25 protein-coding genes are annotated in these 23,689 nt (G+C 44.2%); 20 read left to right on the top strand and 5 right to left on the bottom strand.

What is annotated here, in order from left to right:
• Positions 1-2: 2 nt before the first annotated feature.
• From rsxB to nth, 11 genes are all read left to right on the top strand, one after another.
• Positions 3-599 carry an electron transport complex subunit RsxB gene (gene rsxB, locus ACMXYU_RS12800; protein ID WP_415898989.1) on the top strand — a complete coding sequence of 199 codons (597 nt, stop codon included), beginning with the start codon at positions 3-5 and terminating at the stop codon, positions 597-599.
• On the top strand, positions 596-3,769 hold the full coding sequence (gene rsxC, locus ACMXYU_RS12795) for an electron transport complex subunit RsxC (RefSeq protein WP_415898988.1): 3,174 nt from the start codon (positions 596-598) through the stop codon (positions 3,767-3,769). Before rsxB ends, rsxC begins: the two co-directional genes overlap by 4 nt.
• Before the next feature lie 14 nt (positions 3,770-3,783).
• Positions 3,784-4,845, top strand: a complete 1,062-nt coding sequence (rsxD, locus tag ACMXYU_RS12790; RefSeq protein WP_415898987.1) for an electron transport complex subunit RsxD — start codon at positions 3,784-3,786, stop codon at positions 4,843-4,845.
• Positions 4,845-5,498, top strand: coding sequence for an electron transport complex subunit RsxG (gene rsxG, locus ACMXYU_RS12785; RefSeq protein WP_415898986.1), 654 nt, complete (start codon positions 4,845-4,847; stop codon positions 5,496-5,498). The genes rsxD and rsxG overlap by 1 nt, the downstream gene beginning before the upstream one ends.
• Complete coding sequence (locus ACMXYU_RS12780; RefSeq protein ID WP_415898985.1) at positions 5,498-6,199, top strand: electron transport complex subunit E; 702 nt, start codon at positions 5,498-5,500, stop codon at positions 6,197-6,199. Before rsxG ends, ACMXYU_RS12780 begins: the two co-directional genes overlap by 1 nt.
• A gap of 78 nt (positions 6,200-6,277) precedes the next feature.
• Positions 6,278-7,042, top strand: a complete 765-nt coding sequence (locus ACMXYU_RS12775; RefSeq protein WP_415898984.1) for a hypothetical protein — start codon at positions 6,278-6,280, stop codon at positions 7,040-7,042.
• 1 nt (position 7,043) lies between these two features.
• Positions 7,044-8,174: a M48 family metallopeptidase gene (locus tag ACMXYU_RS12770; protein WP_415898983.1), complete on the top strand. Its 1,131-nt coding sequence runs from the start codon at positions 7,044-7,046 to the stop codon at positions 8,172-8,174.
• Between the two features lie 15 nt (positions 8,175-8,189).
• On the top strand, positions 8,190-8,753 hold the full coding sequence (locus ACMXYU_RS12765; RefSeq protein WP_415898982.1) for a PsbP-related protein: 564 nt from the start codon (positions 8,190-8,192) through the stop codon (positions 8,751-8,753).
• A gap of 119 nt (positions 8,754-8,872) precedes the next feature.
• Entirely contained in the window at positions 8,873-9,853 is a 981-nt protein-coding gene (locus ACMXYU_RS12760) for a response regulator (RefSeq protein ID WP_415898981.1), read from the top strand.
• A complete protein-coding gene (locus tag ACMXYU_RS12755; protein WP_415898980.1) occupies positions 9,850-10,818 on the top strand; it encodes a diguanylate cyclase in 969 nt (322 codons plus the stop codon). The genes ACMXYU_RS12760 and ACMXYU_RS12755 overlap by 4 nt, the downstream gene beginning before the upstream one ends.
• Before the next feature lie 21 nt (positions 10,819-10,839).
• On the top strand, positions 10,840-11,475 hold the full coding sequence (nth, locus tag ACMXYU_RS12750; RefSeq protein ID WP_415898979.1) for an endonuclease III: 636 nt from the start codon (positions 10,840-10,842) through the stop codon (positions 11,473-11,475).
• Between the two features lie 22 nt (positions 11,476-11,497).
• Here nth and ACMXYU_RS12745 read toward each other — a convergent pair whose 3' ends face one another.
• Positions 11,498-11,779, bottom strand: coding sequence for a hypothetical protein (locus tag ACMXYU_RS12745; protein WP_415898978.1), 282 nt, complete (start codon positions 11,777-11,779; stop codon positions 11,498-11,500).
• Positions 11,780-12,302: 523 nt separating this feature from the next.
• Between ACMXYU_RS12745 and ACMXYU_RS12740 the strand changes: the two genes are divergently transcribed.
• Complete coding sequence (locus tag ACMXYU_RS12740) at positions 12,303-12,539, top strand: GIY-YIG nuclease family protein (protein WP_415898977.1); 237 nt, start codon at positions 12,303-12,305, stop codon at positions 12,537-12,539.
• 157 nt (positions 12,540-12,696) lie between these two features.
• Here ACMXYU_RS12740 and ccoG read toward each other — a convergent pair whose 3' ends face one another.
• The gene (gene ccoG, locus ACMXYU_RS12735) at positions 12,697-14,103 is read right to left on the bottom strand and encodes a cytochrome c oxidase accessory protein CcoG (RefSeq protein ID WP_415898976.1); all 1,407 of its coding nucleotides are present in this window, start codon (positions 14,101-14,103) and stop codon (positions 12,697-12,699) included.
• A gap of 109 nt (positions 14,104-14,212) precedes the next feature.
• Here ccoG and ACMXYU_RS12730 point away from each other — a divergent pair, with 109 nt between their 5' ends.
• The 6 genes from ACMXYU_RS12730 (at position 14,213) to ACMXYU_RS12705 (ending at position 19,910) form a co-directional block, all read left to right on the top strand.
• Positions 14,213-15,643 carry a PLP-dependent aminotransferase family protein gene (locus ACMXYU_RS12730; RefSeq protein ID WP_415898975.1) on the top strand — a complete coding sequence of 477 codons (1,431 nt, stop codon included), beginning with the start codon at positions 14,213-14,215 and terminating at the stop codon, positions 15,641-15,643.
• Between the two features lie 76 nt (positions 15,644-15,719).
• Positions 15,720-16,346: a ZrgA family zinc uptake protein gene (locus tag ACMXYU_RS12725; protein ID WP_415898974.1), complete on the top strand. Its 627-nt coding sequence runs from the start codon at positions 15,720-15,722 to the stop codon at positions 16,344-16,346.
• A 13-nt stretch (positions 16,347-16,359) separates the two neighbouring features.
• The gene (locus ACMXYU_RS12720) at positions 16,360-17,061 is read left to right on the top strand and encodes an ABC transporter ATP-binding protein (RefSeq protein WP_415898973.1); all 702 of its coding nucleotides are present in this window, start codon (positions 16,360-16,362) and stop codon (positions 17,059-17,061) included.
• On the top strand, positions 17,058-18,317 hold the full coding sequence (locus ACMXYU_RS12715) for an ABC transporter permease (protein WP_415898972.1): 1,260 nt from the start codon (positions 17,058-17,060) through the stop codon (positions 18,315-18,317). The genes ACMXYU_RS12720 and ACMXYU_RS12715 overlap by 4 nt, the downstream gene beginning before the upstream one ends.
• 11 nt (positions 18,318-18,328) lie before the next feature.
• Positions 18,329-18,874 carry a DUF3299 domain-containing protein gene (locus tag ACMXYU_RS12710; protein ID WP_415898971.1) on the top strand — a complete coding sequence of 182 codons (546 nt, stop codon included), beginning with the start codon at positions 18,329-18,331 and terminating at the stop codon, positions 18,872-18,874.
• A 103-nt stretch (positions 18,875-18,977) separates the two neighbouring features.
• Complete coding sequence (locus tag ACMXYU_RS12705; protein ID WP_415898970.1) at positions 18,978-19,910, top strand: nucleoside recognition family protein; 933 nt, start codon at positions 18,978-18,980, stop codon at positions 19,908-19,910.
• Positions 19,911-19,925: 15 nt separating this feature from the next.
• Here ACMXYU_RS12705 and ACMXYU_RS12700 read toward each other — a convergent pair whose 3' ends face one another.
• Together ACMXYU_RS12700 and purT are read right to left on the bottom strand one after the other, a co-directional pair.
• Entirely contained in the window at positions 19,926-20,126 is a 201-nt protein-coding gene (locus ACMXYU_RS12700) for a transcriptional regulator (protein ID WP_415898969.1), read from the bottom strand.
• A 114-nt stretch (positions 20,127-20,240) separates the two neighbouring features.
• Positions 20,241-21,422, bottom strand: coding sequence for a formate-dependent phosphoribosylglycinamide formyltransferase (gene purT, locus ACMXYU_RS12695; RefSeq protein ID WP_415898968.1), 1,182 nt, complete (start codon positions 21,420-21,422; stop codon positions 20,241-20,243).
• A 169-nt stretch (positions 21,423-21,591) separates the two neighbouring features.
• Between purT and ACMXYU_RS12690 the strand changes: the two genes are divergently transcribed.
• Positions 21,592-22,065: a hypothetical protein gene (locus tag ACMXYU_RS12690; RefSeq protein ID WP_415882066.1), complete on the top strand. Its 474-nt coding sequence runs from the start codon at positions 21,592-21,594 to the stop codon at positions 22,063-22,065.
• A gap of 190 nt (positions 22,066-22,255) precedes the next feature.
• Positions 22,256-22,660: a phnA protein gene (locus ACMXYU_RS12685; RefSeq protein WP_415898967.1), complete on the top strand. Its 405-nt coding sequence runs from the start codon at positions 22,256-22,258 to the stop codon at positions 22,658-22,660.
• A gap of 3 nt (positions 22,661-22,663) precedes the next feature.
• Here ACMXYU_RS12685 and ansA read toward each other — a convergent pair whose 3' ends face one another.
• Positions 22,664-23,680 (bottom strand): asparaginase, encoded by a 1,017-nt coding sequence (gene ansA / locus ACMXYU_RS12680; protein WP_415898966.1) that lies wholly within the window; start codon positions 23,678-23,680, stop codon positions 22,664-22,666.
• Positions 23,681-23,689: the final 9 nt, after the last annotated feature.

Genomic DNA, 23,689 nt, shown 5'->3' with positions numbered 1-23,689 from the left:
CCGTGGATATCGTAATCATCGCCGTATTAGCTCTCTTAGGCTTAGCTTTAGCTTTTGGTTTGCTATTGGGATTTGCCTCAGTACGCTTCAAAGTTGAAGGTAACCCTCTAGTCGATCAAATCGACAGTATTTTGCCGCAGACCCAGTGTGGTCAGTGTGGTTACCCTGGTTGTCGTCCTTACGCAGAGGCAATTGCAGAGGGTGACGCAATTAATAAATGCCCTCCAGGTGGCCAAAGCACAGTAGAAACTTTAGCCGACCTTCTGGATGTGGAAGCGATTCCTCTTGAAGGTGGCGCGGAAGAAGAGCCCGTTAAAGCTGTAGCTTATATCCGTGAAGATGAATGTATCGGTTGTACTAAATGTATTCAGGCGTGCCCAGTTGATGCCATTTTAGGTGCAGCTAAGCAGATGCACACGGTTATTACATCTGAATGCACAGGTTGTGACCTTTGTGTAGAGCCTTGCCCAGTAGATTGTATTGATATGTTACCAGTTGAAACCACGTTACAAACGTGGAAGTGGGATATGCCTAAGCCGGGTGTTCAACTTATTGCAACGGATCAGCGTGGTGAAGTTGTGGAGGGAGGTGCAGCGTGAGTACTAAGCATTCTTTCCACGGTGGTGTGCACCCACCTGAAAATAAGCATCAGTCTACCGGCGGTCAGATTCAGATAGCGCCAATCCCTGAACAGCTTGTTGTACCCTTATCACAGCATATCGGTGCGCCTTCAGAGCTTGTTGTATCCGTTGGTGATCGAGTGCTTAAAGGTCAGGTTATTGCTGAGGCAGCAGGTCGCATAAGTGTTAGCGTTCATGCGCCGAGCTCTGGTGTAGTAGAGGCTATTGAGTCTCGCCCTGTACCGCATATGTCCGGTATGTCAGCCCCGTGTGTGGTGATTAAAACCGACGGTTTAGATGAGTGGTGCGATCATAAAGGTCTGGAAGACTATACGGCGATCAATAAACAAGAGTTGATCGATTTTATCCGCTATCACGGTATCAGTGGTATGGGTGGCGCAGGTTTCCCAACCGATGTGAAACTTCATCTGGGTGATGATCATATTGTTAATACGTTGATTATCAACGCGATGGAGTGCGAGCCTTATATCACTGCTGACGATATGTTGATGCGTGAACGTGCAGACGACATCGTCAAAGGTATTGAGGTTATCGCGCACCTGTTAAAACCGCATCACATTATGATTGGCACTGAGGATAACAAGCCTCAGGCTATCCGTGCGCTCGAGCTTGCTGTAGCAGAATCCAAGCAAGATATTGATATTGTCGTTGTTCCAACTGTTTATCCATCGGGCGGTGAAAAGCAGTTGATTAAGCTGCTGACAGGTGTCGAAGTTCCAAGCGGAAAGATCCCTGCCGATGTCGGTATCGTATGCCAAAACATAGGTACAGCTTCTGCTATCTATGATGCTGTTTATAACGGTGTACCTCTGATCTCCCGTGTTGTGACGGTTACAGGCGACGCTTTAGGTCATCCGCATAATATGCGTGCATTGATCGGTACTCCACTAGAAAGCTTGTTGGAAGCTGCTGAAGTACGTCAGTCTGAGCTTTATCGTTTAGTTATTGGTGGTCCAATGATGGGCTATACCGTGGATAGTCAATCTATCCCGATGATCAAAACCACCAACTGTGTTATTGCCGCAACTTACGACGAAATGCCGCCTGCACCGGCAGCGAACCCTTGTATCCGTTGTGGTATGTGTGAGCAGGTATGTCCTGCTGAGTTACTACCGCAACAATTGCATTGGTTTGCGAAAGGTAAAGAGTTTGAAAAAGCCAAACACCATAACTTATTTGATTGTATAGAGTGTGGTGCTTGTTCTTATGTCTGTCCAAGTAATATCCCGTTGGTACAGTACTACCGTTTTGCTAAATCTGAGATCCGCGCAGAAGAAGCTGAGCAGCGTAAAGCAGATCATGCACGTCAGCGTTTCGAAGCTCGTCAGGCTCGCTTGGAGCAAGAGAAGTTAGAGAAAGAACTGCGTCGTAAACAACGAGCAGAAGAAGCTGCGAAGGCGCAAGCAGTTAAGAAAGACAAACTAGCGTCAGGTAAAACTGCTGAAGCTGCTAAACCATCGGGTGAGCCAGATATTAAAGCGCTTAAAACAGCTGCTGCAGTCTCGCGTACCAAACTGAAGAAAGCACAGAAAGCACTAGAAAATGCTGAGTCTAAAGGGTTAGATGGTATTGAGCAGTTACGTCAAACCGTGACTGAGCTAGAAGCGAAAGCTAAGGCTGCACAAGAGGCCTACGATCAGGCTCAGAATCCAGCGAGCGCGTCTGCACCAGTTGTAGATGTTAAACAGCTTAAAACCAATGCAGCCGTTGCTCGAACCAAGTTGAAGCAAGCTGAAAAAACGCTAGCCAAAGCCGAAGAGTCTGGTGATGGTGATCTCGAAGCGCTTAAAGCCAAAGTTGCTGAACAGAAAGCTAAAACTGAAGCGGCTCAAACTGCGTATGATCAAGCTGAATCTGGCGGTGCACCAGCGCCGACACAACCAGCGGTTAATTTAGCTGAGCTAAAAGAGACGATGGATGCAGCGCAGGGCAAAGTTGAAAAAGCGCAAAAAGCTTTGGATGCCGCTATTGCTTCAGGCAGCCCTGCTGTAGAAAAAATGAAAGCGGGTGTAGAAAAGCTTCAAGGTAAATACGAAGAAGCTAAAGCGGAATATGATAAAGCAGCTCAAGCGCCAGCCTCTGTACCTGTAGCTCCAGCTGTTAATCTAGATGAGCTGAAAGCTGATATGGCTGCAATGAAGGCTAAGGTGGGAAAAGCGCAAAAAGCCTTAGATGCAGCTATTGCTTCAGGTAGCCCAGCTGTAGAAAAAATGAAAGCAGGTGTAGAGAAGCTTCAAGGTAAATACGAAGAAGCTAAGGCTGAATATGATAAGGCGGCTCAAACGCCAACCTCTGCACCCGTAGCCCCTGCAGTCAATCTAGATGAGCTTAAAGAAGATATGGAGGCTATCAAGGCCAAAGTTAAGAAAGCTCAAATTGCCTTAGATAAAGCGATTGAATCTGGCAGCCCAGCGGCTGAAAAAATGAAAGCCGGTGTCGAGAAGCTGCAAGGTAAATACGAAGAAGCTAAAGCTGAATATGATAAAGCGGTTCTAGCTTCTGCGGCTGCTCCTGTCGCTCCAGCAGTTAATCTAGATGAGCTTAAAGCTGATATGGATGCAATGCAGGCCAAAGTAGATAAAGCTCAAGTTGCTTTAGACAAAGCGATTCAATCTGGTAGCCCAGCGGCTGAGAAGATGAAAGCCGGTGTGGAAAAACTGCGTGGTAAGCATGAAGAGCTGAAGCAGGAATATCTACAAGCAGGTGGTGAGTTAGAAGAGCCTGCAAAATCAGAACCTGTTGACCCTAAAGCTTTGAAGCAGAATGTTTCCATTATGCGTACCAAGCTGAAGAAGGCGCAGAATGCTTTAGATGATGCAGAAGAATCGGATCAAGCTGAGTTGGAAGCAGAAGTGCAGCGTTTAACTAAGTTGCACGATGAAGCTAAAGGGGCGTTTGATGCTTATGAAATTCAGCTGATAGAGAAAGCTGCAGGAGAGGGTATCGATCTTAAACAGTTAAAGATTGATGCTGCGATGGCTCGCGCGGCCGTTACCAAAGCGGAAAGAGCGTTAACTAAAGCTCGAGAAGATAATGTTGATGATCTGCCTACTATGGAAGAGCAGTTAGTAGCCGCTCAACAAGAAGCAGAGAAATTAAACCAGACGTTAAGTCGTTTTAGCGATTAAGGATTTGTTAGCAGATGGCGTTAATACGCACTAGCTCCCCCCATTTACATAAGGCCAGCAGTACGGCTGATGTAATGCGTTTATTGATACTCGCAACCTTACCTGGTTTGGCTGCGATGACGTTCTTTTTTGGTTGGGGCACCTTAATCAATGTTATCTGGGCATGTTTGCTTGCAGTAGGTTTTGAAGCTGCCATAGTTAAACTACGTAAGCGCCCATTAGGTTTTTACCTAAAAGACTACAGTGCAATCGTTACGGCGTTGCTGTTAGGTCTAGCCTTACCTCCATTTGCGCCATGGTGGGTGACAATGGTCGGTGTATTCGTCGCTATTGTGATTGCTAAGCACTTGTATGGTGGTCTGGGGCAGAACCCTTTCAACCCAGCAATGGTTGCTTATGCGTTGCTGCTGGTTTCTTTCCCTGTACAGATGACGAGTTGGACAGAGCCTTTTGTGCTCAATGGCCCAGAAGGAAGCTGGAATGTCCTAAGTTTTGGACAAACACTTGGTGTGATCTTTGGATCGGTTGATCCTGCGCTAATAGATGCTTACACCGGTGCGACACCGCTTGATGCCATGCGCCATCGTAGTGGATTAACAACAGAGGAAGTCTGGCGCTCGGTTCCTGTCCTATCTGAAGGGATGGGTGCGTGGCATGCAGTAAGTGCTGCTTATCTGATGGGTGGTATCTTCTTAATTTACCGTAAAGTTTTTACCATCCACACGCCTATGGCTGTGTTAGGTTCGCTAGCGGTTATATCAACGCTGTTTCATATTATTGATCCATCTTCGTTTGCTGGACCGTTTTTCCACCTAACGGCGGGAGCAACCATGCTAGGTGCGTTCTTTATTGCAACGGACCCAGTAACATCTGCAACTAGTAATCGTGGCAAGATCTATTTTGGTATCGGTATTGGCGTATTGGTTTATATTATTCGCGGTTGGGGGGGATACCCTGATGCGATTGCATTTGCTGTATTGCTGATGAACTTGTCAGCGCCTTTTATTGATCAATACACCCAGCCTCGAACTTATGGCCATGCAAAAGCTAAGCGTGGCATGAAGGGGGGCTCATAATGCAGTTATTTAGTGCGATTAAATCGAGTACGGTTGCGATTAGTTTATTTGCTGTTGTCTGTGCGGCGGTCATCGCGATTACACAAGCATCTACTCAAGATAAAATTGCTGATAACGAGCGCGAGTTTAAAGCAAAAGCTCTGTATGAAATCGTTCCTCGTGACACGATCGACAATCAGTTACTACAAGATACTTTGGATATTCAGGTCGCTGAGTTAGGGCATAAAATGCCGGTCACGGCTTATCGAGCGCGCAAAGATGGTTTAGTTAAAGCCGTTATTTTGCCGGTTGTTGCACCTGATGGTTACAGTGGCAATATTAGTTTTATTGTTGGCATCAATGCTGATGGCTCTGTAGCTGGTGTTCGCATATTAGCGCATAAAGAAACACCTGGCTTAGGGGATAAAGTCGAAACCAAGAAGTCTGATTGGATCTACAGTTTTAACGGCCGTGCTAAAGCGACAGAAAACAGCGGTGTTTGGGCAGTTAAAAAAGATGGCGGTCAGTTTGATCAGTTTACCGGTGCCACGATTACGCCACGCGCGATCGTAAACGGGGTAGGTCGAGCACTAGATTACTTTGAAGACAACCGCATTGCATTGCTAGAAGTTAAGCCCGAACAGCAAGATAACAATCAGGAGGTATCTAACTAATGGCTGCTGATTATAAGAAAATCTCTTTGGATGGCTTGTGGGACAATAACCCTGCGTTAGTTCAATTACTTGGTCTATGCCCGTTGCTTGCAGTAACTGGTACAGTTGTTAATGCTATCGGTTTGGGTATTGCTAGTATTCTGGTATTACTGGGTTCTAACCTCACGGTATCGGCGTTCCGTAAATTTGTACCCGATTCTGTTCGTCTTCCGATCTTTGTAATGATCATTGCCTCATTTGTTACTGCAATTGAGTTATTGATGAAGGCATTTACTTACGAGTTATACCTAATCTTAGGTATTTTTATCCCATTGATTGTAACTAACTGTGCCATTATGGGGCGTGCTGATGCTTTTGCATGTAAGAACCCTGTTAAAGAGTCTTTGTTAGATGGCTTAATGATGGGGCTTGGCTTCACCGCAGTATTGGTGATCTTAGGTGCGATGCGCGAATTACTAGGTTTAGGTACGCTATTTAGCGATATGCATCTGCTATTTGGTCCAATGGCAGCTGATTGGAAAATTACCGTTGTTGATGACTACACTGGTTTCCTGTTTGCCGTTTTACCACCAGGTGCCTTTGTTGGCATGGGTTTATTAATTGCGCTTAAAAACATCATTGATGCCCGTGCAAAAGAGCGTTTGGCTCAGCAGACGCCTGATGAAGGGACTAAACCTGAACGTGTTCGTATTACAGGTTAGGCAAATTGCCTATTGAAAACCTAAATAAATAATCCGTATCATTGCCCCATTTTCTGAAATGTTTCAAGGATGGGGCTAATGGCATACCTTAATTCCAAGCAGTTTAGCTTACTGCAATTCCTCTCAGTTTTTCTTTGTGTTCTCAAGCTTTCAGGCTGTGTTACGTCTGTTCACAAAGGTCAGCACGAGCAACTAGAAAGTTCCTTACAATCAAAAGATACCCACCAATTATTGGTTACCTCTGCCGATGTTCAGATATTCGAACTAGGAGTCAGTGACTCGGAAGAAGTTCCAGAATGGACTGAGACAGGAACCAAGTTAGTCGATAAAGCGGTTAACAAAGAGTTTGGAGCATTTGAACGCTTTCATATGATTAATAAGCCTGCTTTAACAGATGAAGAGGAAAACCTGTTAGAGCAATATACTCAACTTTATTATCCTGTTGTTGATTCCGAAATCATTAGAAGTCGCTTTCCAGCTTGGAAGCATGATGAACTTAAAACAAAAACGACATTAGGGCCGGGACTTTCGTTCTTAAAGAATAAATACAATGTTGATTACGCTGTGTTTGTATCTGGGCAGGACTATATCAGTACCGGTGGTCGGAAGGCTGCTATGATTGCAGCAGCCCTGTTTGGTGTTGGTATCCCGATGGGATTTTCGTACCTGACTGTCGGTATTGTCGAAACAGAGACCGGCAATGTGGTGTGGAACAACTTTGTATTCTCTCAAGAAGTTGGTTTCTTGGAAGAAGAGCAAGTATCTCAAGCAGTGACTAAGGCTTTAGAAACCCTACCTGCGGAGTCGGTCGGTAAAACCGTAGTGCAGTTAGCGGAAAAGTAATATGTGGCGTCATGTGTTGTTATGTTGTTTTGTATTCCTAATGGTGGGGTGCAAGGCGACTAACATAAAGTCCTTTGAGGCGGGTGATGAAATTGAGGCTAAAACCAAAGGTGAGAATCGCCTTTGGTTTCAGGCTGACAAGTTTGATACTGCAATGCAGAAAGGGCGACAAATTCCAGATCTTCCAAAAATAAAAGTTTATTTGCAGGAAATCATGGATCGTCTTTACCCGGAATTTAAAGGGCACATTAAAGTCGATTTACATCGTGCACCAGTTTTAAATGCCTTCGCTTTGCCTAATGGAAGTATTTATATCAATTTGGGTATGCTGGCTTCATTGGAAAATGAAGCTCAAATTGCTTCTGTTCTAGCCCATGAAGGCATTCACTTTTTACAAAAACACAGTGCTAAGCAGAGAATTTATAACCAGAATAGTCAGGGGTGGGCGCTTGCTGTTTCTATGATTGGTATCCCGCTTGCTGGTCAACTTGTTGCGATGAACTCTATAAGTGGTTATTCACAAGAGCATGAAACGGAAGCTGATAATTTGGGTTTTGAACGTTTGAGAAAGGCAGGCTATGCAACATCTGAAGCAACCAGAGCTTTTGAAATTCTAGCTCGTGAAGTCAAAGCTAACGATATTGATGAGCCTTACTTTTTTGCAAGTCACCCTAAGCTGCAAGAGCGTATTGGTAACTTTAAAACATTAAATGCCGATTTAACTGATCAAACCAAAGGTGAGATTGGCTTTGAACGCTATCAATCAATTGTTGGTGGAATCCGAGTGCCAGTTATAAAGGAAAAGTTAGCGGCAGGTCGAGTTAATGCTGTATTAGCTACCTTGGAAGACCAAGGTGCGGAAAGAATCTATCAGGATAGGTTAAACTTTCTGAAGGCACTAGCGTTACTAAAGAAGGCAGATGATGCCAGTTCTGATAAGGCGGAACAGCTATTGATTGCTGAAGTCGAAAAGAAACCGCAGTTTGCTGAGGCACATAAAGCACTTGGTTTTCATTTTATTAAACGTAAACAAAATGAATTAGCCAAAAATCATTTAGAACAATATTTAAAATTTGCATCTGCCACGGCTGATACAGCCTTTGCGGAATACTATTTAAAGAAAATGCAGTAAGAAAGGAATCGTATTATGAAGAAGTTAGTCATCCTTAGTTTAATGTTTGTACTAGCGGGGTGCCAAGTCTTTACACGCTTGCCAGAGACGCAGTCTACTGTACAAAATAAAGGCAAAGATTTTGAAGTAACTATCCCTGGAGGGTGGGTTGAATACAATGATTCCAAAGAAAACACTATTGTATTAACAAAAGAGGGGCCTGCACTTCAATGGGTAAACTTTCGTGAAAGCTCTTTAGACAAGCCTTTTGAATTTATCGATGTGAAATTAAAGTCTGATACTCTAGTGAATGAGGTCGCGGATCATTTCGTAGAAAACCTCAAAGCACAACAATCTGGTTTAACGGTTGAGAAAAACCAATTAGTTCCTATGGATATTAATGGAAATGATGGGTTTAAATTGACATTAAATGTAACTAACCCCAACGGCTTAGTTTTTAAGGTGCTGGTCTACGGCACCATTATGGAAAAAAGTCTCTACATTTTAAGCTATAAATCGCCAGCGTTGTATTTCTTTGACAAAGAGCTCCCTGAATTTGAAACGATGGCAAACTCTTTCCAGATCCTAAGTCAAAAATAAACAAACCTTAAATCTCGTTTATTTCCTTTCTATTGCCTTAGCAGAATTGTTTTCTGCTAAGGCATACATTAGGCTGTTAGCTTACTGTTTTCCTTGGTTATTATTCTTTAGGAAGGATTGTGAGCCAGCCTGTTCCTGTAGTTATTTGTGATGATTCCCGTTTAGCACGTAAACAAATGGCATCCGCTCTTCGTGGGTGGAATGTCGAAGTAACGTTTGCTGAACATGGTCTAGAAGGGCTTGAAGCAATTAGAGCCGGCAAGGGTGATATTCTATTCCTTGATCTAACCATGCCAATTATGGATGGCTATCAGGCGCTTGAGCGTATCCGCCAAGATGATCTTCCCACAATGGTGATAGTTGTCTCCGGTGATATTCAGCCGGAAGCGCAATCAAGGGTAGAAGAGTTAGGTGCACTGGCTTTTATCAAAAAGCCCACATCTCCAGAGGTGATCTCTGAAGTTCTCCAACGTTTTGGTTTGTTAAGCGAGCTGGAACATCCAGTCATTGTTGAAGAGCAGATCGACACTCCGCTTGCTTTGCCTGAGTATTATCAAGAGATCGCCAATGTTGCGATGGGCCAAGCGGGCAGTATGCTAGGCAGTTTATTAAAGACTTTCGTCCATCTGCCTATTCCTGTTGTGAAAATGGTTGCAACTTCAGAACTAGCGAATCAGCTTAAGATTGCGTCAGATAATCAGCATGAACTCATTAGTCAGGGCTTTATTGGCTCGGGTGTAGCAGGTGAGGCATTGTTATTGCTGCAAACGGGTAATTTAGACCGTGTGGCAAGGCTGATGGGGATGACAGAGAATGGGGAATATTCAGAATCTGATTTATTAATGTCACTTGCGAATGCACTTATTGGTGCATTTATTTCTGGTTTTGCGCAACAGTTGGACCTTGTATTTAGTCGAGCAACCCCTAGTATTTTGCATGATGTTGAAAGGGTTTGTGATCAAGTAGGATCTTTAGGCCAAACCATGACTATTTCAGTTGATTATCAGCTACCTGAATATGACTTTCAGTGTGAGCTGATTTTGGCGTTTACCCCTGATTCCTTACCTGTACTACAGAAGATTGCGAGTTATTTTGAATGAATAGTCAGAATTTCCAAGAGATCGATGAGTTACATTGGACTTTAGGGCTGATTCAAAACCTTGAAGTGGGCTTGGTGGTTGTTGATCGAGCGGGCCTTATTAAGCTGTGGAATGGTTTTATGGAAAACCATTCAGGTATATCCGGAGTCAAGCTAGCAGATCATTCTATATTTGCTAAATTTCCTGAGCTTCCTTGTCGTTGGTTAAAGCAAAAATTAGAGTCAGTTTTTCTGTTAAAGAACCCTGCTTATATCTCTTGGGAACAACGACCCTATCTGTTCCATTTCAAGAGTAATCGCCCGATTACAGGCAGTGCGCCATTCATGTATCAAAATGTTACTTTGATCCCGCTAACGTCACCCACTGGTGAAGTGGATCATGTTGGTATCTTGATTTATGACGTAACAGATACGGCGGTTGGTCAGATCGAATTGCAGCAGGCTAACGATCAGTTAAAAGCGTTAAGCCGAGAAGATCGGTTAACCGGCTTAAACAATCGAGGCTATTGGGAAGAGTGCCTTAATCAAGAGTTTGAGCGCTTCAATCGCAGTCAGGAAGTTAGTAGTTTAGTGATGTTTGATATCGACCACTTCAAACGAGTGAACGATACCTATGGGCATCAAGCCGGCGATGAAATCATTCGTGCTGTGGCTCAAGCTTTAAAAGATCAGGCGCGTAAAACCGATTTTCTAGGGCGTTATGGCGGTGAAGAGTTTGGAGCGATTTTGACGGGTACGAATGGTGAAAATGCTATGATCTTTGCTGAGCGCCTACGTTCTCGTATAGAGAGCCTCGTTGTGCCTTATGCCGAACATCAATTAAAAGTTACCATTAGCTTGGGTGTTTCTGAGCTAAATTACGAGCAACAAACGCCTACGCAATGGCTAGAAGAAGCTGATCAGGCGCTCTACAAATCTAAACAGAGCGGCCGTAATTGGGTCAGTCTTTTCGGTGATTACAACTAAAGCACTTCAAGATATTTAGTAATGAACAAGCAAAAAAGGCACGAAATCTTCACCCGTTGGCGTGAAGATAACCCTCATCCTACGACTGAGCTAGAATACAGCTCCCCATTTGAACTTCTGATTGCCGTTATCCTTTCTGCTCAGGCGACGGATGTGGGCGTGAACAAAGCAACTCGCAAGCTTTACCCCATAGCGAATACTCCAGAGGCGATCTATGCCTTGGGTGTAGATGGTTTAAAGGAATATATTAAAACCATCGGTTTGTTTAACACTAAAGCTGAGAATGTGATCAAGACCTGTAAGGCCTTGGTCGACAAGCATGGGTCAGAAGTACCAGATAACCGTGCTGATTTAGAAGCGCTGCCTGGTGTAGGGCGTAAAACAGCAAATGTGGTTTTAAATACCGCTTTTGGTCAGCCAGCCATGGCTGTAGATACTCACATTTTTCGGGTCTCAAACCGTACTAAGATAGCACCAGGTAAAAACGTGAATGAAGTTGAACAGAAGCTTATGCGTTTTGTTCCAAAAGAGTTTCTGATCGATGCGCATCATTGGCTCATTTTACATGGTCGTTATACCTGTGTTGCTCGAAAGCCTAAATGCGGTTCTTGTCTAATCGAAGATTTGTGCGAGTACAAAGAAAAGACTGATTTTTAAAGGTTTTTCTTTTTATCTCCTCCTACACCCAACAAATGGAAGTAGCTCCCTTAGCTAAGTTTTCTATCTTAAACAACAGAGAGATGAGCACCATCGCTCTGCTTGTGTAGAAAACGATTCCAGTAAATAGTGGTTTTGGTGATGAATTAGCCTTGTCTTGTTGCTTATAAACGGCACTCATAGCAGTTTCACTACTAAACCCATTTTGTTTGAGAATCTCAACCATCTCATCAAGGTCACAGTTACGAGCTCTATTTTCCTCGACCCAGCTTTGCCAGTCAGCGCTTAAGGTTGTTTGTTTCATCGCTATGCCTTTATAAACAAATGATCCAGTTATTTTTAGACTAGCAGTTATTCGTAGAAGTATTTTTAGGGATGAGAATAAACCGATGGCGGTCATATTTAGTTATACATAAAATCTGTGGATAACTTTCTTAATAAGTTTTGGGTAGCTTGCTGCAAGTAGCATAGGCGCGGAGTTTGCGTTAGTTGTTGTAAAATTATTCACTATTTAAAATGCTTATTTTTCAATCGGTTAATTTCCACTTGATTCTCCAGCAAAAAGAGCTAGCAGATTCTGTCCACATCGTTTTTACGTAGATTTTCATTGTGTGTAATCATTGTTTTAATTTATGTAGAAAGGGAAAATAAAGCTTAGGTATTATTGGATCTATAGTGTATGTAGGTACTTACATTGGTGCTTCCTATAGCCGTCTTGTGTTTGAATGCTTTTCTGGTTTTAAGAAACTCATGGGGAAAATATACTGCTTAGGTTATGTGTTTAGAGTGAGAGTGAATTTTTGAAGGATAAAGAGAGCAATTGGTATGTGTATATTCTGAGTTGTGCGGATGAAACCCTATACACAGGTATCACGACAGATCTTGAACGTCGCATTCGCCAGCATAATGGCGAGCTGGTGGGCGGGGCTAAATACACAAGGGTACGCAGGCCAGTATCACTTTATTGGCAAGAGGAACATATTGATCGTTCCAGTGCATCTAAGCGCGAGTACGAAATCAAACGTCTGTCACGTCAGAAAAAAGAACGTTTAGCTGAAGGGTAGTTTGAACAAAATAAAAAAATTGCCGGCAGTGATTACCGGCAATTGGGGAAAATCATAATCAGGCCCTCTCGAACTGTAGATCCTACCAACCGCTGTGGGGTAGGGTTGGTAGGCACCCTAAAATTCACCTGATTATGATCGAAGAGGTTGTCCTACATTAGGGAGTAAGGAAAGTACTCGCTTTATAGGTATAGAAAGTCTCGTTTCTAAAATTAAACTGGATCTGCGTGCTTTTATCTAAGTTGCTCGGTACCGCACAGACTTGATAAATCTTGATCGCATTTTGTTGGTTTAGCTCGATTTTTGCAGGACCTTTAAGTTTGAACTGCTGATCGCTATCCACACCTTGAACGCTAACAGAGAGCTGTTTCAAATCAGGCAAGAAGGATTCCAACTCGATTTGGTAACTATTGCAGACCTCATTACCTACCACTTGGTAAAGCTGACCACGTTCCCTAGCTACTTCAATTAACAACTCTGTGCGGTTATGCATACCGTAAACAACACCCCATACGGTAATAATCAGAATGGTCATATAAGCAATCAATCTTGGGCGCAGGATTGGTTGTTTCGGCGGTGCTTCTTTCGGTGTATTCGTCTCAATAGCTTGTAGCTGTTTTTCAGAATAAAACTCAATGAGTCCAGTTGGTCGACCTAACTTAGTCATGACGTTATCACAGGCATCAATACAGGCACCGCAATCGATACATGCGGCTTGTAACCCATCTCGAATGTCTATTCCAGTAGGGCAAACCTGCACGCAGATACCACAGTCGATACAATCGCCAGGATTATCTTCTTTACCGCGAAGGTGGGTACGTGGTTCTCCGCGTAGCGAGTTATAAGCGACGGTACGTGTATCCTCGTCAAACATTACCCCTTGGAAACGGGAGTAGGGACACATATGCAAACAGACTTTTTCGCGGACAAGGCCTGCATTGAAGTAAGTGAGCAGTGCCATGGAGATAATCCACGTAAATACAAAGAGCGAAGCTTCCAAGCTGAAGATCGATTGCAGAAGCTGCTCGATAGGGACGAAATAACCGCTAAACGTAATCGCTGTAGCGACTGAAACGAGAAGCCAAAGAGCATGTTTCAGAACGCGTCGAACCAGTCGAATACCGGTTAGGGATTTTTCTTCAGATTTTGATCGTAGTGCGGCGCGCCCTTCGGTCCAATCTTCAATGCGGATAAAGATCCAAGTCCAGATTGATTGAGGGCAGGCAAAACCACACCAAATACGCCCCCAGCCGACGGCCATAAAAAACAACAGGCTGGCCCCCGCAATCAATAACCCCGCTAATACCGGTAGGTCATACCAAGAAAATTCTGCACCAAAAAGGAAAATACGGTGGCTTTCAAAGTCAAATAAAACTAGTGGATCACCATTGATACGAACCCATACAAGTCCAAAGAAGAGTGCCAGCATTGGCCAACTGGTGAAACGCCTTAGGTTTTGATAGAAGCCTTCGACTAGACGAACATGAAATTTTCCGTTGCCGGGAAGAGGGGGAGCTTCCTGAATCATAGTGACAGGAATCTCACTGTTACCTTGTTGTTGCATGTTGTGCTCACTTTGCTCATCGGTGATTGTGAACAACTGTACAGGAATGCAAATTATAGGGGCAGGTTTAAAAAAAATAATTATAATAGGTACAGATAGTGGAGGGATTATGGATTTTCTGTACCAAAACTTAGAGCAGACGTTGGCTGATTCGATAAAAAATGGCGATCTGCCCGCGGGGAGTAAACTGCCTTCGATTCGCGTTCAGTGTGAACAACAAGGCTTGTCTAAAGCAACGGTGATTCATGCTTACCAGCGCTTGGAAGCGGCGGGTTTGATCGAGTCTCGTTTTAAATCAGGCTTTTATGTCTGTAGTTTGCCTAAAGCCCATCCTACACCCTCTCGCCCTGAACTCTCCGTAGCGCCTCAGCTTGTCGATATGAGTGATCTTATTCGCGACATTATGGAGCGTAATGCGGCTTTCGATATCTTTCCCCAAGAGCAAGGCTATATGGATATGCCGGTGGGTATTACTGAGCTGAATCGCAGTATTGGCAGAGCGTTACGCCGACAGAAATGTAATGACCATCAATATTATGATGAACCATCTGGCTTATTGGAGTTGAGAGAGCATCTCTCGGAACGATATCGTCGGACTGGTTGTCATTTTAGTGCCGCAGACGTCACTATTACCGCTGGCTGTCAGCATGCGCTTTCGTTGGCTTTGCAATTAAGCTGTGAACCTGGAGACATTGTTGCGGTTGAATCACCAGGCTTTTATGGCGTGTTACAACTTATTGAAAGCATGGGGTTAAAAGTGCTGGAAATCCCCGTCTCTTCCCATACTGGCATGTCGACAGAGGCGCTGGAACAGGCGTTAGAAGAGTGGGAGATTAAAGCCTGCATAGTGACGCCGTCATTTGCGACGCCGAGTGGCGCTTTGATGTCGGTCTCTGCGCGTGAGCATCTTTTATCTTTGGCGAGTAAACACGATTTTGTTGTGGTTGAGGATGATATTTACGGCGACTTAGCCTTTGGTCAGCGCGTCCCACCATTAAAAAGTATGGACCGTGAAAACCGTGTGATTCTATGTGGTTCTTACTCTAAGTCCGTTTCAAGAGAGCTTCGTTTGGGTTGGATTATTGCAGCTGAACAGAAGCAGTTGATGCGCCTTAAAATGGTGAACCTTCTCGCCCTAAATAAATTTACTCAACAAGGTTTGGTCGATTTCCTCAAAGAGGGTGCTTATGAGAAACATCTGAAAAAGCAAAAGATGCTTTTGCAGCAGCAGAGAGATCAGCTTATTCAGTTACTCTCTCAGGAGTGGGGCGAATTAGGTGTGATTAGAGTGAGCCAACCGCAAGGTGGTTTGACCTTATGGGTAGAATTGGAAGATAGCTACGATTTGACTTCGGTGTATTTAAAAGCTCGAAGTGAAGGCATATTAATTACCCCGGGTAATCTGTTTACAGCGCAAAATCAGTACCGTAATTGTTTACGTTTAAGTTTTGCTCATGCTTGGAATGAGGCTCGTCGCGGCGCTTTGATTCGTTTAGCTAGCTTAATTAAACAGACTCAAACTGATGAGGGTACCGAGTAAACGGTCATGGATTTAAGCTGAGTAATTATAGTATATTGTTATGTTATAACAACTTTAACTGTGTCGATGGTTTAGAATGATTTTAAATAAAGTTTTTCGTTTAGCGGCGGTATCTACAGCCGTGTTAGCAAGTTCTGTTATGGCTGAAAGCCATCAACATGAAGCTCATGTTCATGGTATTGCTGAGCTAAATTTTGTTATTGAAGGTAACGTTGCGGAGATGGAACTACGTTCCCCTCTAATGAACATTGCCGGTTTTGAGCACGAAGCGGTCAGTGCTGAAGACAAACAAAAAATTAAGAGTGCCACTAAGCAGCTAAAAGATGCTTATGCTCGCATTAAATTTCCAGACGATGCGCTATGTATTGTTGATGACACTAAAGTAACGATCGGTGAAGAGGAAGATGAGCACGCACATCATGAACATGCAGCTCATCATGATAAGCACCACGATCATAAACATGAAGACCATCATGGCCACGATAAGCACCACGATCACGCAGATCATCATGACCATGAAAAGCATCGCAACATTACAGCGCATTATCACTTCCAATGTGTTAACCCTGCGAAAATAAATGCAGTAACATTAGATTTCTTTAGCCATTTCCCTCATATGGAAACTGTGAAAGTAAACGTGCTAAATGGTGCCGATATCCGCTCTGTGGAACTCACGCCTATGCAGAGGGTCTTAGAGCTTTAATCAAGGAATCAAAATGCCAAGCGCTGTTGAAATTGATGCCTTAACTTTTAGATGGAACCGTCATACACACGGGATCACGGTTCCTTATTTTGAGTTAAAGCAGGCTGAAAGTGTCTTTATTAAAGGCCCTTCAGGAAGTGGTAAGAGTACATTGCTCAATCTGTTGGGCGGTATGATTGCTCCATCTTCTGGTTCTATCAAAATACTAGAGCAAGATGTGGGCACTTTTACGTCTCGGAAGATGGATCGTTTTCGTGCCGACCACATCGGTTTTATATTTCAGCAGTTTAATCTGTTACCTCATCTTGATCTGATCGACAATGTCGCGTTGCCCTGTCATTTCTCCGCTTCGCGTAAAACGAGAGCCGAAGAAAAATACGGCAGCGTTAGCGAAGGTGCTAACTATCTTCTGCAGGAATTGGGGTTGGGCGATAGCCTTACCAAAGGACGCAAGGTGCTAGCGCTTTCAACAGGTCAACAGCAACGTGTGGCTGTGGCTAGGGCGATGCTTGGCTCGCCCGAGCTGATCATTGCGGATGAACCAACCTCTGCTTTAGATACTGAACATAGAGATATGTTTATGCAGCTTTTATGTAAGCAGTGTGAATCGGTTGGGGCTGCCTTGATGATGGTAAGTCATGATCCAAACTTAGAGCAGTACTTCTCGAGGGTTGAACGATTAGTTCCTAGTACTGAAGGGGGCTTCGCGTTGTGATCTTATTTCGTTTAACTTGGCAGAGCTTACTTAATCGTAAGAGTACTATCCTACTCACAGTCTTGTCGCTCAGCGTAAGTATCATGCTGGTTATGGCGGTAGACACGCTGAGGACTCAAACTAAAAGTAGTTTCACCTCCACTGTATCTGGTACCGACCTGATTGTTGGGGCTAAGGGTGGTTCCATAAACTTATTGCTCTATTCGGTGTTCCGCTTAGGCGATGCGACCAATAATCTCTCGTGGAGTAGCTATCAGGCAATTAGTCGTCATTCAAAGGTTGCTTGGAGCATTCCTTTTTCATTGGGTGATTCCCATCGTGGTTACCCAGTATTAGGAACTTCATCTGATTACTTTAAGTACTTTCGTTACGGCAAAAAACAACCTTTAGCTTTGGAGCAAGGCAAAGAGTTTGAGGGCGTGTTTGATGTTGTCATTGGTTCTGATGTCGCCGAGAAACTGCAATACAAGTTAGGCGATTCTGTTGTGATCGCTCATGGTCGCGGTAACGCCTCTCTGGTTGAGCATGATGATAAGCCTTTCAAAGTCGTTGGTATTCTTGAGTCTACAGGGACCCCTGTAGATCAAACACTGCATGTGAGTTTAGCGGCTATTGAAGCGATTCATATCGATTGGAAAGCAGGGGTGCAAATACCCGGATCTGGCGGGGCTTACACGGAAGAGCAACTCAGCAAGCTACAGCCAGAGCAGATCACTGCGTTTATGCTCGGGCTAACATCCCGCTTTTCTACTTTCCACCTGCAAAGATCTATCAATCAATTCCCAAAAGAACCATTACAAGCGATTATTCCCGGGTTGGCCTTACAGTCTTTATGGCAGATGTTCTCTTTGGCAGAACAAGCTTTGCTGGTGGTGTCTGGCCTTGTGATTATATCCAGCATGCTAGGTTTGATGACCTTGCTGCTAGCCAGCCTTAATGAGCGACGCAGGGAGATAGCGATCCTTCGTTCGGTTGGTGCGCGTCTCTGGCAAATATTATCTTTACTAATTTTGGAATCTTTTTTCGTTACAGCGATCAGTATTATATTGGGCATGCTCTTGTTGTACTTAAACTTGCTATTATTAGCACCTTGGCTCCAGACAGAATTTGGTGTTTGGTTAAGTATTACTGGGCCTACCTTATGGCAATGGCAGCTCATTGCTGTGCTATTGGTATCTGGCACAGTGGTTGGTGCTGTACCTGGATATCGAGCGTACAAACAATCCCTAGCGGATGGTGTAGCAGTTAAAATTTAGTGGAGAGTGTAATGCTCAGTGGGCGATTCCCCGTTTGGCTATTTAGCCTAATTTTGTTGGCGTTAAGTAATGCGACCACAGCAAATATGCTGAATGGTGAGAAAGTAGAAGAGGTTGAGTGGGAACAATTAATGCCTGCGGACTTCTCGTTAGATGAGCTTTTGGGTATCACTGATGAGATGGCCATGATCGATGATTTTGATCCCAAGGCGCAGGAGTTGTTGGATCAGATGATGGCTGCAATGCAGTCTGCCCCAGTCGTTCCTGAGGTCGATGGGAAAATGATTAAAATTCCTGGGTATGTTGTACCTCTAGAATCGGAAGGCCAAACCGTAACGACCTTCTTTTTGGTGCCTTATTTTGGAGCCTGTATTCATGTTCCACCACCACCGTCGAACCAAATCATCCACGTCAATTTTGAGCCGGGCACTCATGTTGAAAACCTTTATGATGCCGTTTGGGTAACTGGGCGTATTAACACTGAGACCGTCAGCAATGATATGGCTACTTCGGGTTATATCATGGAAGCTTTCCAAATCGAACCTTACGATCTTTAATATTGGTCTTACCAATTGACAAAAAATATTAGGAATAGCTGGTTTAAGGGGTAAGGGCTAGGTAAAATTCCCGACCTAACCACTTTTCAGAGACCTTGCCCTTGTGGATCAAATTGTTGAGCTAATTCTTGAATCTGGCCGTTCTGGCTTAGATATGGGGCTGTATATCCTACTGCCTATCATGGTTGTGATGTTGTCACTCATGAAGCTGTTAGAGGCAAAAGGTGTACTTTGCTGGATCTCTAATATGTTGGCCCCAGTTTCTCGCATCTTTGGTATTCCGGGTCTAGGTGTTTTGGCGATGTTGAAGCTACTGTTTGTCAGCTTTATCGCGCCTTTAGCCACCTTAACTTTAATGGATAAAAACGGTACTTCGCGCCGTTATATCGCAGCTACATTAGCGATGGTGTTAGCCATGTCACAAGCTAATGCGACTTTTCCGCTAAGTGCAGTGGGTTTGGATTTGGGTGTTACTCTGCTTACCTCTGTTGTGGGGGGCTTAGCCGCTGCAGCGTTTACCTATTACCTTTTAACGCGAAACCTGACCGATCCAGATACTCAAGAAACTGAGATAGCAGCGGATGCAGGCAGTAAAAAGTCGGTTATGCAGCTACTTGGCGAAGGTGGTAAAGAGGGGATGAAGCTTGTTCTCGATATGCTGCCTATGCTGATTTTAGCGATCTGCTTCGTCAATATCTTAAAGGTAACTGGAGCGATTGGTTTGCTTAGCTCGGCACTGGCGCCTGTGCTGGGTTTGATTGGTTTACCTGAGGCCACAGTACTTCCATTGGTGACTAAGTTTATTGCTGGTGGCACGGCCTTTATGGGCGTGACGATCGATTTGGTCAATCAGGGCTTAATCACCATCAATGAGCTAAACCGTATGGCTGGTTTTGCAACTAACCCACTTGATGTTCTCGGTGTCGCTATCTTTGCAGCTGCCGGCAAACGTATTGGGCAAGTCATTAGATATGCCGTATACGGTGGTTTGTTTGGTATGACAGTTAGGGGAATCATGCACCTGATTATTTTCTAAATCAGGTCCACTTTTTTAGCGGTTCAGGACAAGTTGCGGACCTTTCTTGCCTGCTGGAATGGTGTGTTTTGCAAATACGCCGTAGATATGTCCACAGCTGTCACAATAAGCGACTTGGAACCAAGCATGGCTGTCTTTGGCTTGTTCGGTACTGTCTTTAGAGACAATGTGTTCAATACCTTCTACCATACATTCTGGACATTTTGGTTCAGCCATTTCGCTTATCCTTATTAGTTTTGAGCGTTTGTACTTAGTAATCCAGAAACGCTAAAGGTTCCATAAAATTCAGGCAGATACGAATATCTGCCTGAATTAGGAAAGTTTGAACTATTAAAGCTCAACATTCATCGCGGTAGAACCACGAATCGCTTTCTCTTTAGCTTCTGTCACGCTGTTGTCTCGCGCTAATACCACACCCATGCGGCGCTGGCCTGTTACTTCAGGCTTGCCGAATAAACGTAGTTGAGTGTTAGGTTCTGCAAGTACCTGTTGAAGGTTACCAAAACGTGCTTGTTTGGATTCACCTTCAACCAAAATAACACTGGATGCAGAAGGGCCGTGGAAATGAATATTCGGGATTGGCAAACCTAGAATTGCACGTGCATGTAGCGCAAATTCGGATAGATCTTGAGAGATCATCGTTACCATGCCTGTGTCATGTGGGCGAGGTGATACTTCGCTGAAGTAAACGTGATCGCCCTTGATGAATAGCTCAACACCAAAGATGCCGTGACCGCCAAGTGCTGCTGTGACTTTCTCTGCGATATCTTTAGAGACTTCTAGCGCTTTGTCGCTCATCTCTTGAGGTTGCCAAGACTGGCGGTAATCACCACCCACTTGAACGTGACCAATGGGTTCACAGAAGCTTGTTTGGCTATCGTGGCGAACAGTCAAAAGCGTGATCTCATAATCGAAATCGACAAAGCCTTCGACAATCACTTTACCTTTACCAGCGCGACCGCCTTCTTGAGCATATTGCCAAGCTGCTTCTACTTCGTCTTCTGATTTAATCGTGCTTTGACCTTTACCAGAAGAGCTCATGATAGGTTTGACAACACATGGGATCCCTACGTTTGTAATCGCGTCTTTGTATTCTTCGTAGGTTTCTGCAAACTGGTATGGAGATGTTGGAATATCCAACTCCTCAGCAGCTAGGCGACGGATGCCTTCACGGTTCATCGTCAGTTGAGCAGCGCGAGCCGTAGGTACTACTTTGAAGCCTTCGTTTTCTAGCTCAACCAGTGTATCTGTAGCGATCGCTTCGATCTCTGGAACGATAAGATCTGGCTTCTCTTCTTCGATCACTTTACGAAGTGCTTCGCCATCTAGCATGGAGATAACGTGGCTACGATGAGCTACCTGCATTCCTGGCGCATTTGGGTAGCGATCTACAACGATAACCTCCGCTCCCAAACGTTGTAATTCGATGACAACTTCTTTACCTAGTTCGCCACCACCACACATTAATACACGGGTAGCTGAAGTTGATAAAGGGGTCCCTATGTGCAGCATTGTCCAATCCTCTGCGTGAAAAAATTTCAAGCATTATACGGTGCAAATCGCGCTAATCACCAGCAGAAAAAAGGGTATAAACTATACTCTAAAAGTGTTGTTTCTAGGGTTAAGGGTTATGAGAAGGCTAGTGTTTCTCGCCCCTACGGTGTCACAAGTAAATTCTGTTGTGGCTGACTTTCTGGCGGTTGGGATCGAAGACGAATCTATTCACTTTATTGCTGAAGACGCATCTCTAATCGAGAAAATATCAGCGCGCGCCGCGACCGACATAGAAACAACTGAACGTGAAAATGATCTAGATTGGGGCATGGTTGCAGGAGGCAGTTTTGGCCTCGCAGCTGGCCTTGTGGCAACCACAGTGCTAGGTCCGGTTGGCTCAGTAGTCAGCGGTGGCACAGTGGTCATAAGTAGCATCCTTGGAATAGGTTTAGGAGGATGGCTCGGAAAGCTGGTTGGTGAAGACACTCCGGTACATTTGTTGGCAAAGTATAAGCATGCTTTACAGCAAGGGGGTGTGCTAGTCATGGTGGATATTCCCGCAGAGCGAATGACGGAAACTCATAAGTTGATACGGCAGCATTGCCCTAAAGCGTTAGTCGAGATTATTCACCTGCACTGGGATCATCAACAGGCTGCATGATATAGATAGACCTTTTGCCTGAGAAGGCCGATTAGTCGGAGTATCCATCCGGCAGAAAGGGGCGATACCGTTCATGGTATCGCCCCTTGTTATTTAAGGCTCAGAGACTCTCGCCATTATTTCTTTAGATTTCTTTCATATAACAGCGTTTATGCTATTTCTTAAATAGGGAAGGAGAAGGAGATGTATTATGTCCAGAGGTCACGCACGATATCAGGAGAGACATCACGGTTTATCGTTATTTGGCAAAGATCTGGTGCGCCGTTGCAGTTCTCATTGTGAATTATGTAATGCCCAAGGCGTTAAATTAGGCATATTTGAGGTGCCTCCTATTTTGACGGAGCCAAACTTTGAACATTGCATCATGATTTGTGATGTTTGCACGCAACAGATTGAGCGTCCTAAAATACGTGATAATAATCACTGGCGCTGCCTTAATAGTTCTATTTGGAGCCCTGTACCTGCTGTAAAAGTGATGGCGATTGCTATGTTGCAAAACATTGCTCAGCAGGAACGTTGGGCGGTTGAACTGCTTGAGCAGGTATATTTAGAGCCTGATGAACAAGCATGGTTAGAGGAAATTGATATCCCCTAATTGCTAATCAGTATCTATTTCACCACACAGACTGTTAGGGAACTGTTTCCGAATATCTTCCGCAGATAACTTGTTTGCTAACAGATAATGAAGCTTGCAGAAGGCTGCTTCTAAGGTCATCTCTCCCCCAGAAATAACACCGATCTCATTTAAAGCTTCGCTGCAGGCATATTGTCCTTGGAGAATATCCGCTTGTAAGCATTGGCTGATATTAACGATAACAATCCCATTTTCGTGAGCTTTACGTAAAGCACTCAATAACGCTTTGTTGCTATCGGGCAGATTACCAACGCCATAGCTTCTAAGGATAATTGCTTTTAATCCTTCACTTTCGAGAATGCTAGATGCTAGTTGTCCACAGATGCCAGGATAGATCGGCAAGATAGACACCGCTTTAGGATCAAAAGTTGGTGAGACAAAATTCTCTTTATCTGCAGGAATAAAAAGCCGGCTGTGTAACTCAATATGTAAACCGATCTGACCAAGCCAAGGGAAATTAGGGCTATCGAAGGCATCTAGTCCAGTTGCTTTCACTTTACTCGCGCGGTTTCCGCGTAAAAGTCTTCCGCTAAAGTAGATGCAAACTTCATTTACAGGATGAAATGCCGCCAAAATCATCGATGTGATTAGATTATCTAGCGCATCATTACGTAACTCAGACAGAGGGATTTGCGAACCTGTAAATATCACAGGTTTGTTTAACCCTTGAAGCATAAATGACAGCATAGAGGCACTGTAAGCCATGGTGTCAGTGCCATGCAGGACGATAAAACCATCATACTTATCATAGTGTTGGATAACTAAATCAGCGATCTTGTTCCAGTGTGATGGTTCAAGGTTAGCACTATCGATGAGCGGATTGAGTTCAATCATCTCAAAATCAGGCAGGGCTGAATGGTGAGAATGTGCCAGTCTGCTGCGAATGACATCCTCAAATCCACCCATAGGTACATAGCCTTTATCAGAGGCTTGCATGCCGATTGTGCCGCCAGTGTAGATGAGTAGAACGTTTTGGCTCATTTTAAATCT

Origin of the sequence: Neptuniibacter sp. QD48_11 (assembly GCF_047778095.1) — a bacterium.
Taxonomy (GTDB): Bacteria; Pseudomonadota; Gammaproteobacteria; order Pseudomonadales; family Balneatricaceae; genus Neptuniibacter.
The sequence above is the reverse complement of the archived record's forward strand: the minus strand, read 5'-3'. Positions and strand labels throughout refer to the sequence as shown.

Excerpts from the sequence above, each read along its gene's own strand:
- rsxD (WP_415898987.1), top strand. The coding sequence starts at position 3,784 with ATGGCGTTAATACGCACTAGCTCCCCCCATTTACATAAGGCCAGCAGT.
- rsxG (WP_415898986.1), top strand. The coding sequence starts at position 4,845 with ATGCAGTTATTTAGTGCGATTAAATCGAGTACGGTTGCGATTAGTTTA.
- ACMXYU_RS12780 (WP_415898985.1), top strand. The coding sequence starts at position 5,498 with ATGGCTGCTGATTATAAGAAAATCTCTTTGGATGGCTTGTGGGACAAT.
- ACMXYU_RS12775 (WP_415898984.1), top strand. The coding sequence starts at position 6,278 with ATGGCATACCTTAATTCCAAGCAGTTTAGCTTACTGCAATTCCTCTCA.
- ACMXYU_RS12770 (WP_415898983.1), top strand. The coding sequence starts at position 7,044 with ATGTGGCGTCATGTGTTGTTATGTTGTTTTGTATTCCTAATGGTGGGG.
- ACMXYU_RS12765 (WP_415898982.1), top strand. The coding sequence starts at position 8,190 with ATGAAGAAGTTAGTCATCCTTAGTTTAATGTTTGTACTAGCGGGGTGC.
- ACMXYU_RS12755 (WP_415898980.1), top strand. The coding sequence starts at position 9,850 with ATGAATAGTCAGAATTTCCAAGAGATCGATGAGTTACATTGGACTTTA.
- nth (WP_415898979.1), top strand. The coding sequence starts at position 10,840 with ATGAACAAGCAAAAAAGGCACGAAATCTTCACCCGTTGGCGTGAAGAT.
- ACMXYU_RS12745 (WP_415898978.1), bottom strand. The coding sequence starts at position 11,779 with ATGAAACAAACAACCTTAAGCGCTGACTGGCAAAGCTGGGTCGAGGAA.
- ccoG (WP_415898976.1), bottom strand. The coding sequence starts at position 14,103 with ATGCAACAACAAGGTAACAGTGAGATTCCTGTCACTATGATTCAGGAA.
- ACMXYU_RS12730 (WP_415898975.1), top strand. The coding sequence starts at position 14,213 with ATGGATTTTCTGTACCAAAACTTAGAGCAGACGTTGGCTGATTCGATA.
- ACMXYU_RS12725 (WP_415898974.1), top strand. The coding sequence starts at position 15,720 with ATGATTTTAAATAAAGTTTTTCGTTTAGCGGCGGTATCTACAGCCGTG.
- ACMXYU_RS12720 (WP_415898973.1), top strand. The coding sequence starts at position 16,360 with ATGCCAAGCGCTGTTGAAATTGATGCCTTAACTTTTAGATGGAACCGT.
- ACMXYU_RS12710 (WP_415898971.1), top strand. The coding sequence starts at position 18,329 with ATGCTCAGTGGGCGATTCCCCGTTTGGCTATTTAGCCTAATTTTGTTG.
- ACMXYU_RS12700 (WP_415898969.1), bottom strand. The coding sequence starts at position 20,126 with ATGGCTGAACCAAAATGTCCAGAATGTATGGTAGAAGGTATTGAACAC.
- purT (WP_415898968.1), bottom strand. The coding sequence starts at position 21,422 with ATGCTGCACATAGGGACCCCTTTATCAACTTCAGCTACCCGTGTATTA.
- ACMXYU_RS12685 (WP_415898967.1), top strand. The coding sequence starts at position 22,256 with ATGTCCAGAGGTCACGCACGATATCAGGAGAGACATCACGGTTTATCG.
- ansA (WP_415898966.1), bottom strand. The coding sequence starts at position 23,680 with ATGAGCCAAAACGTTCTACTCATCTACACTGGCGGCACAATCGGCATG.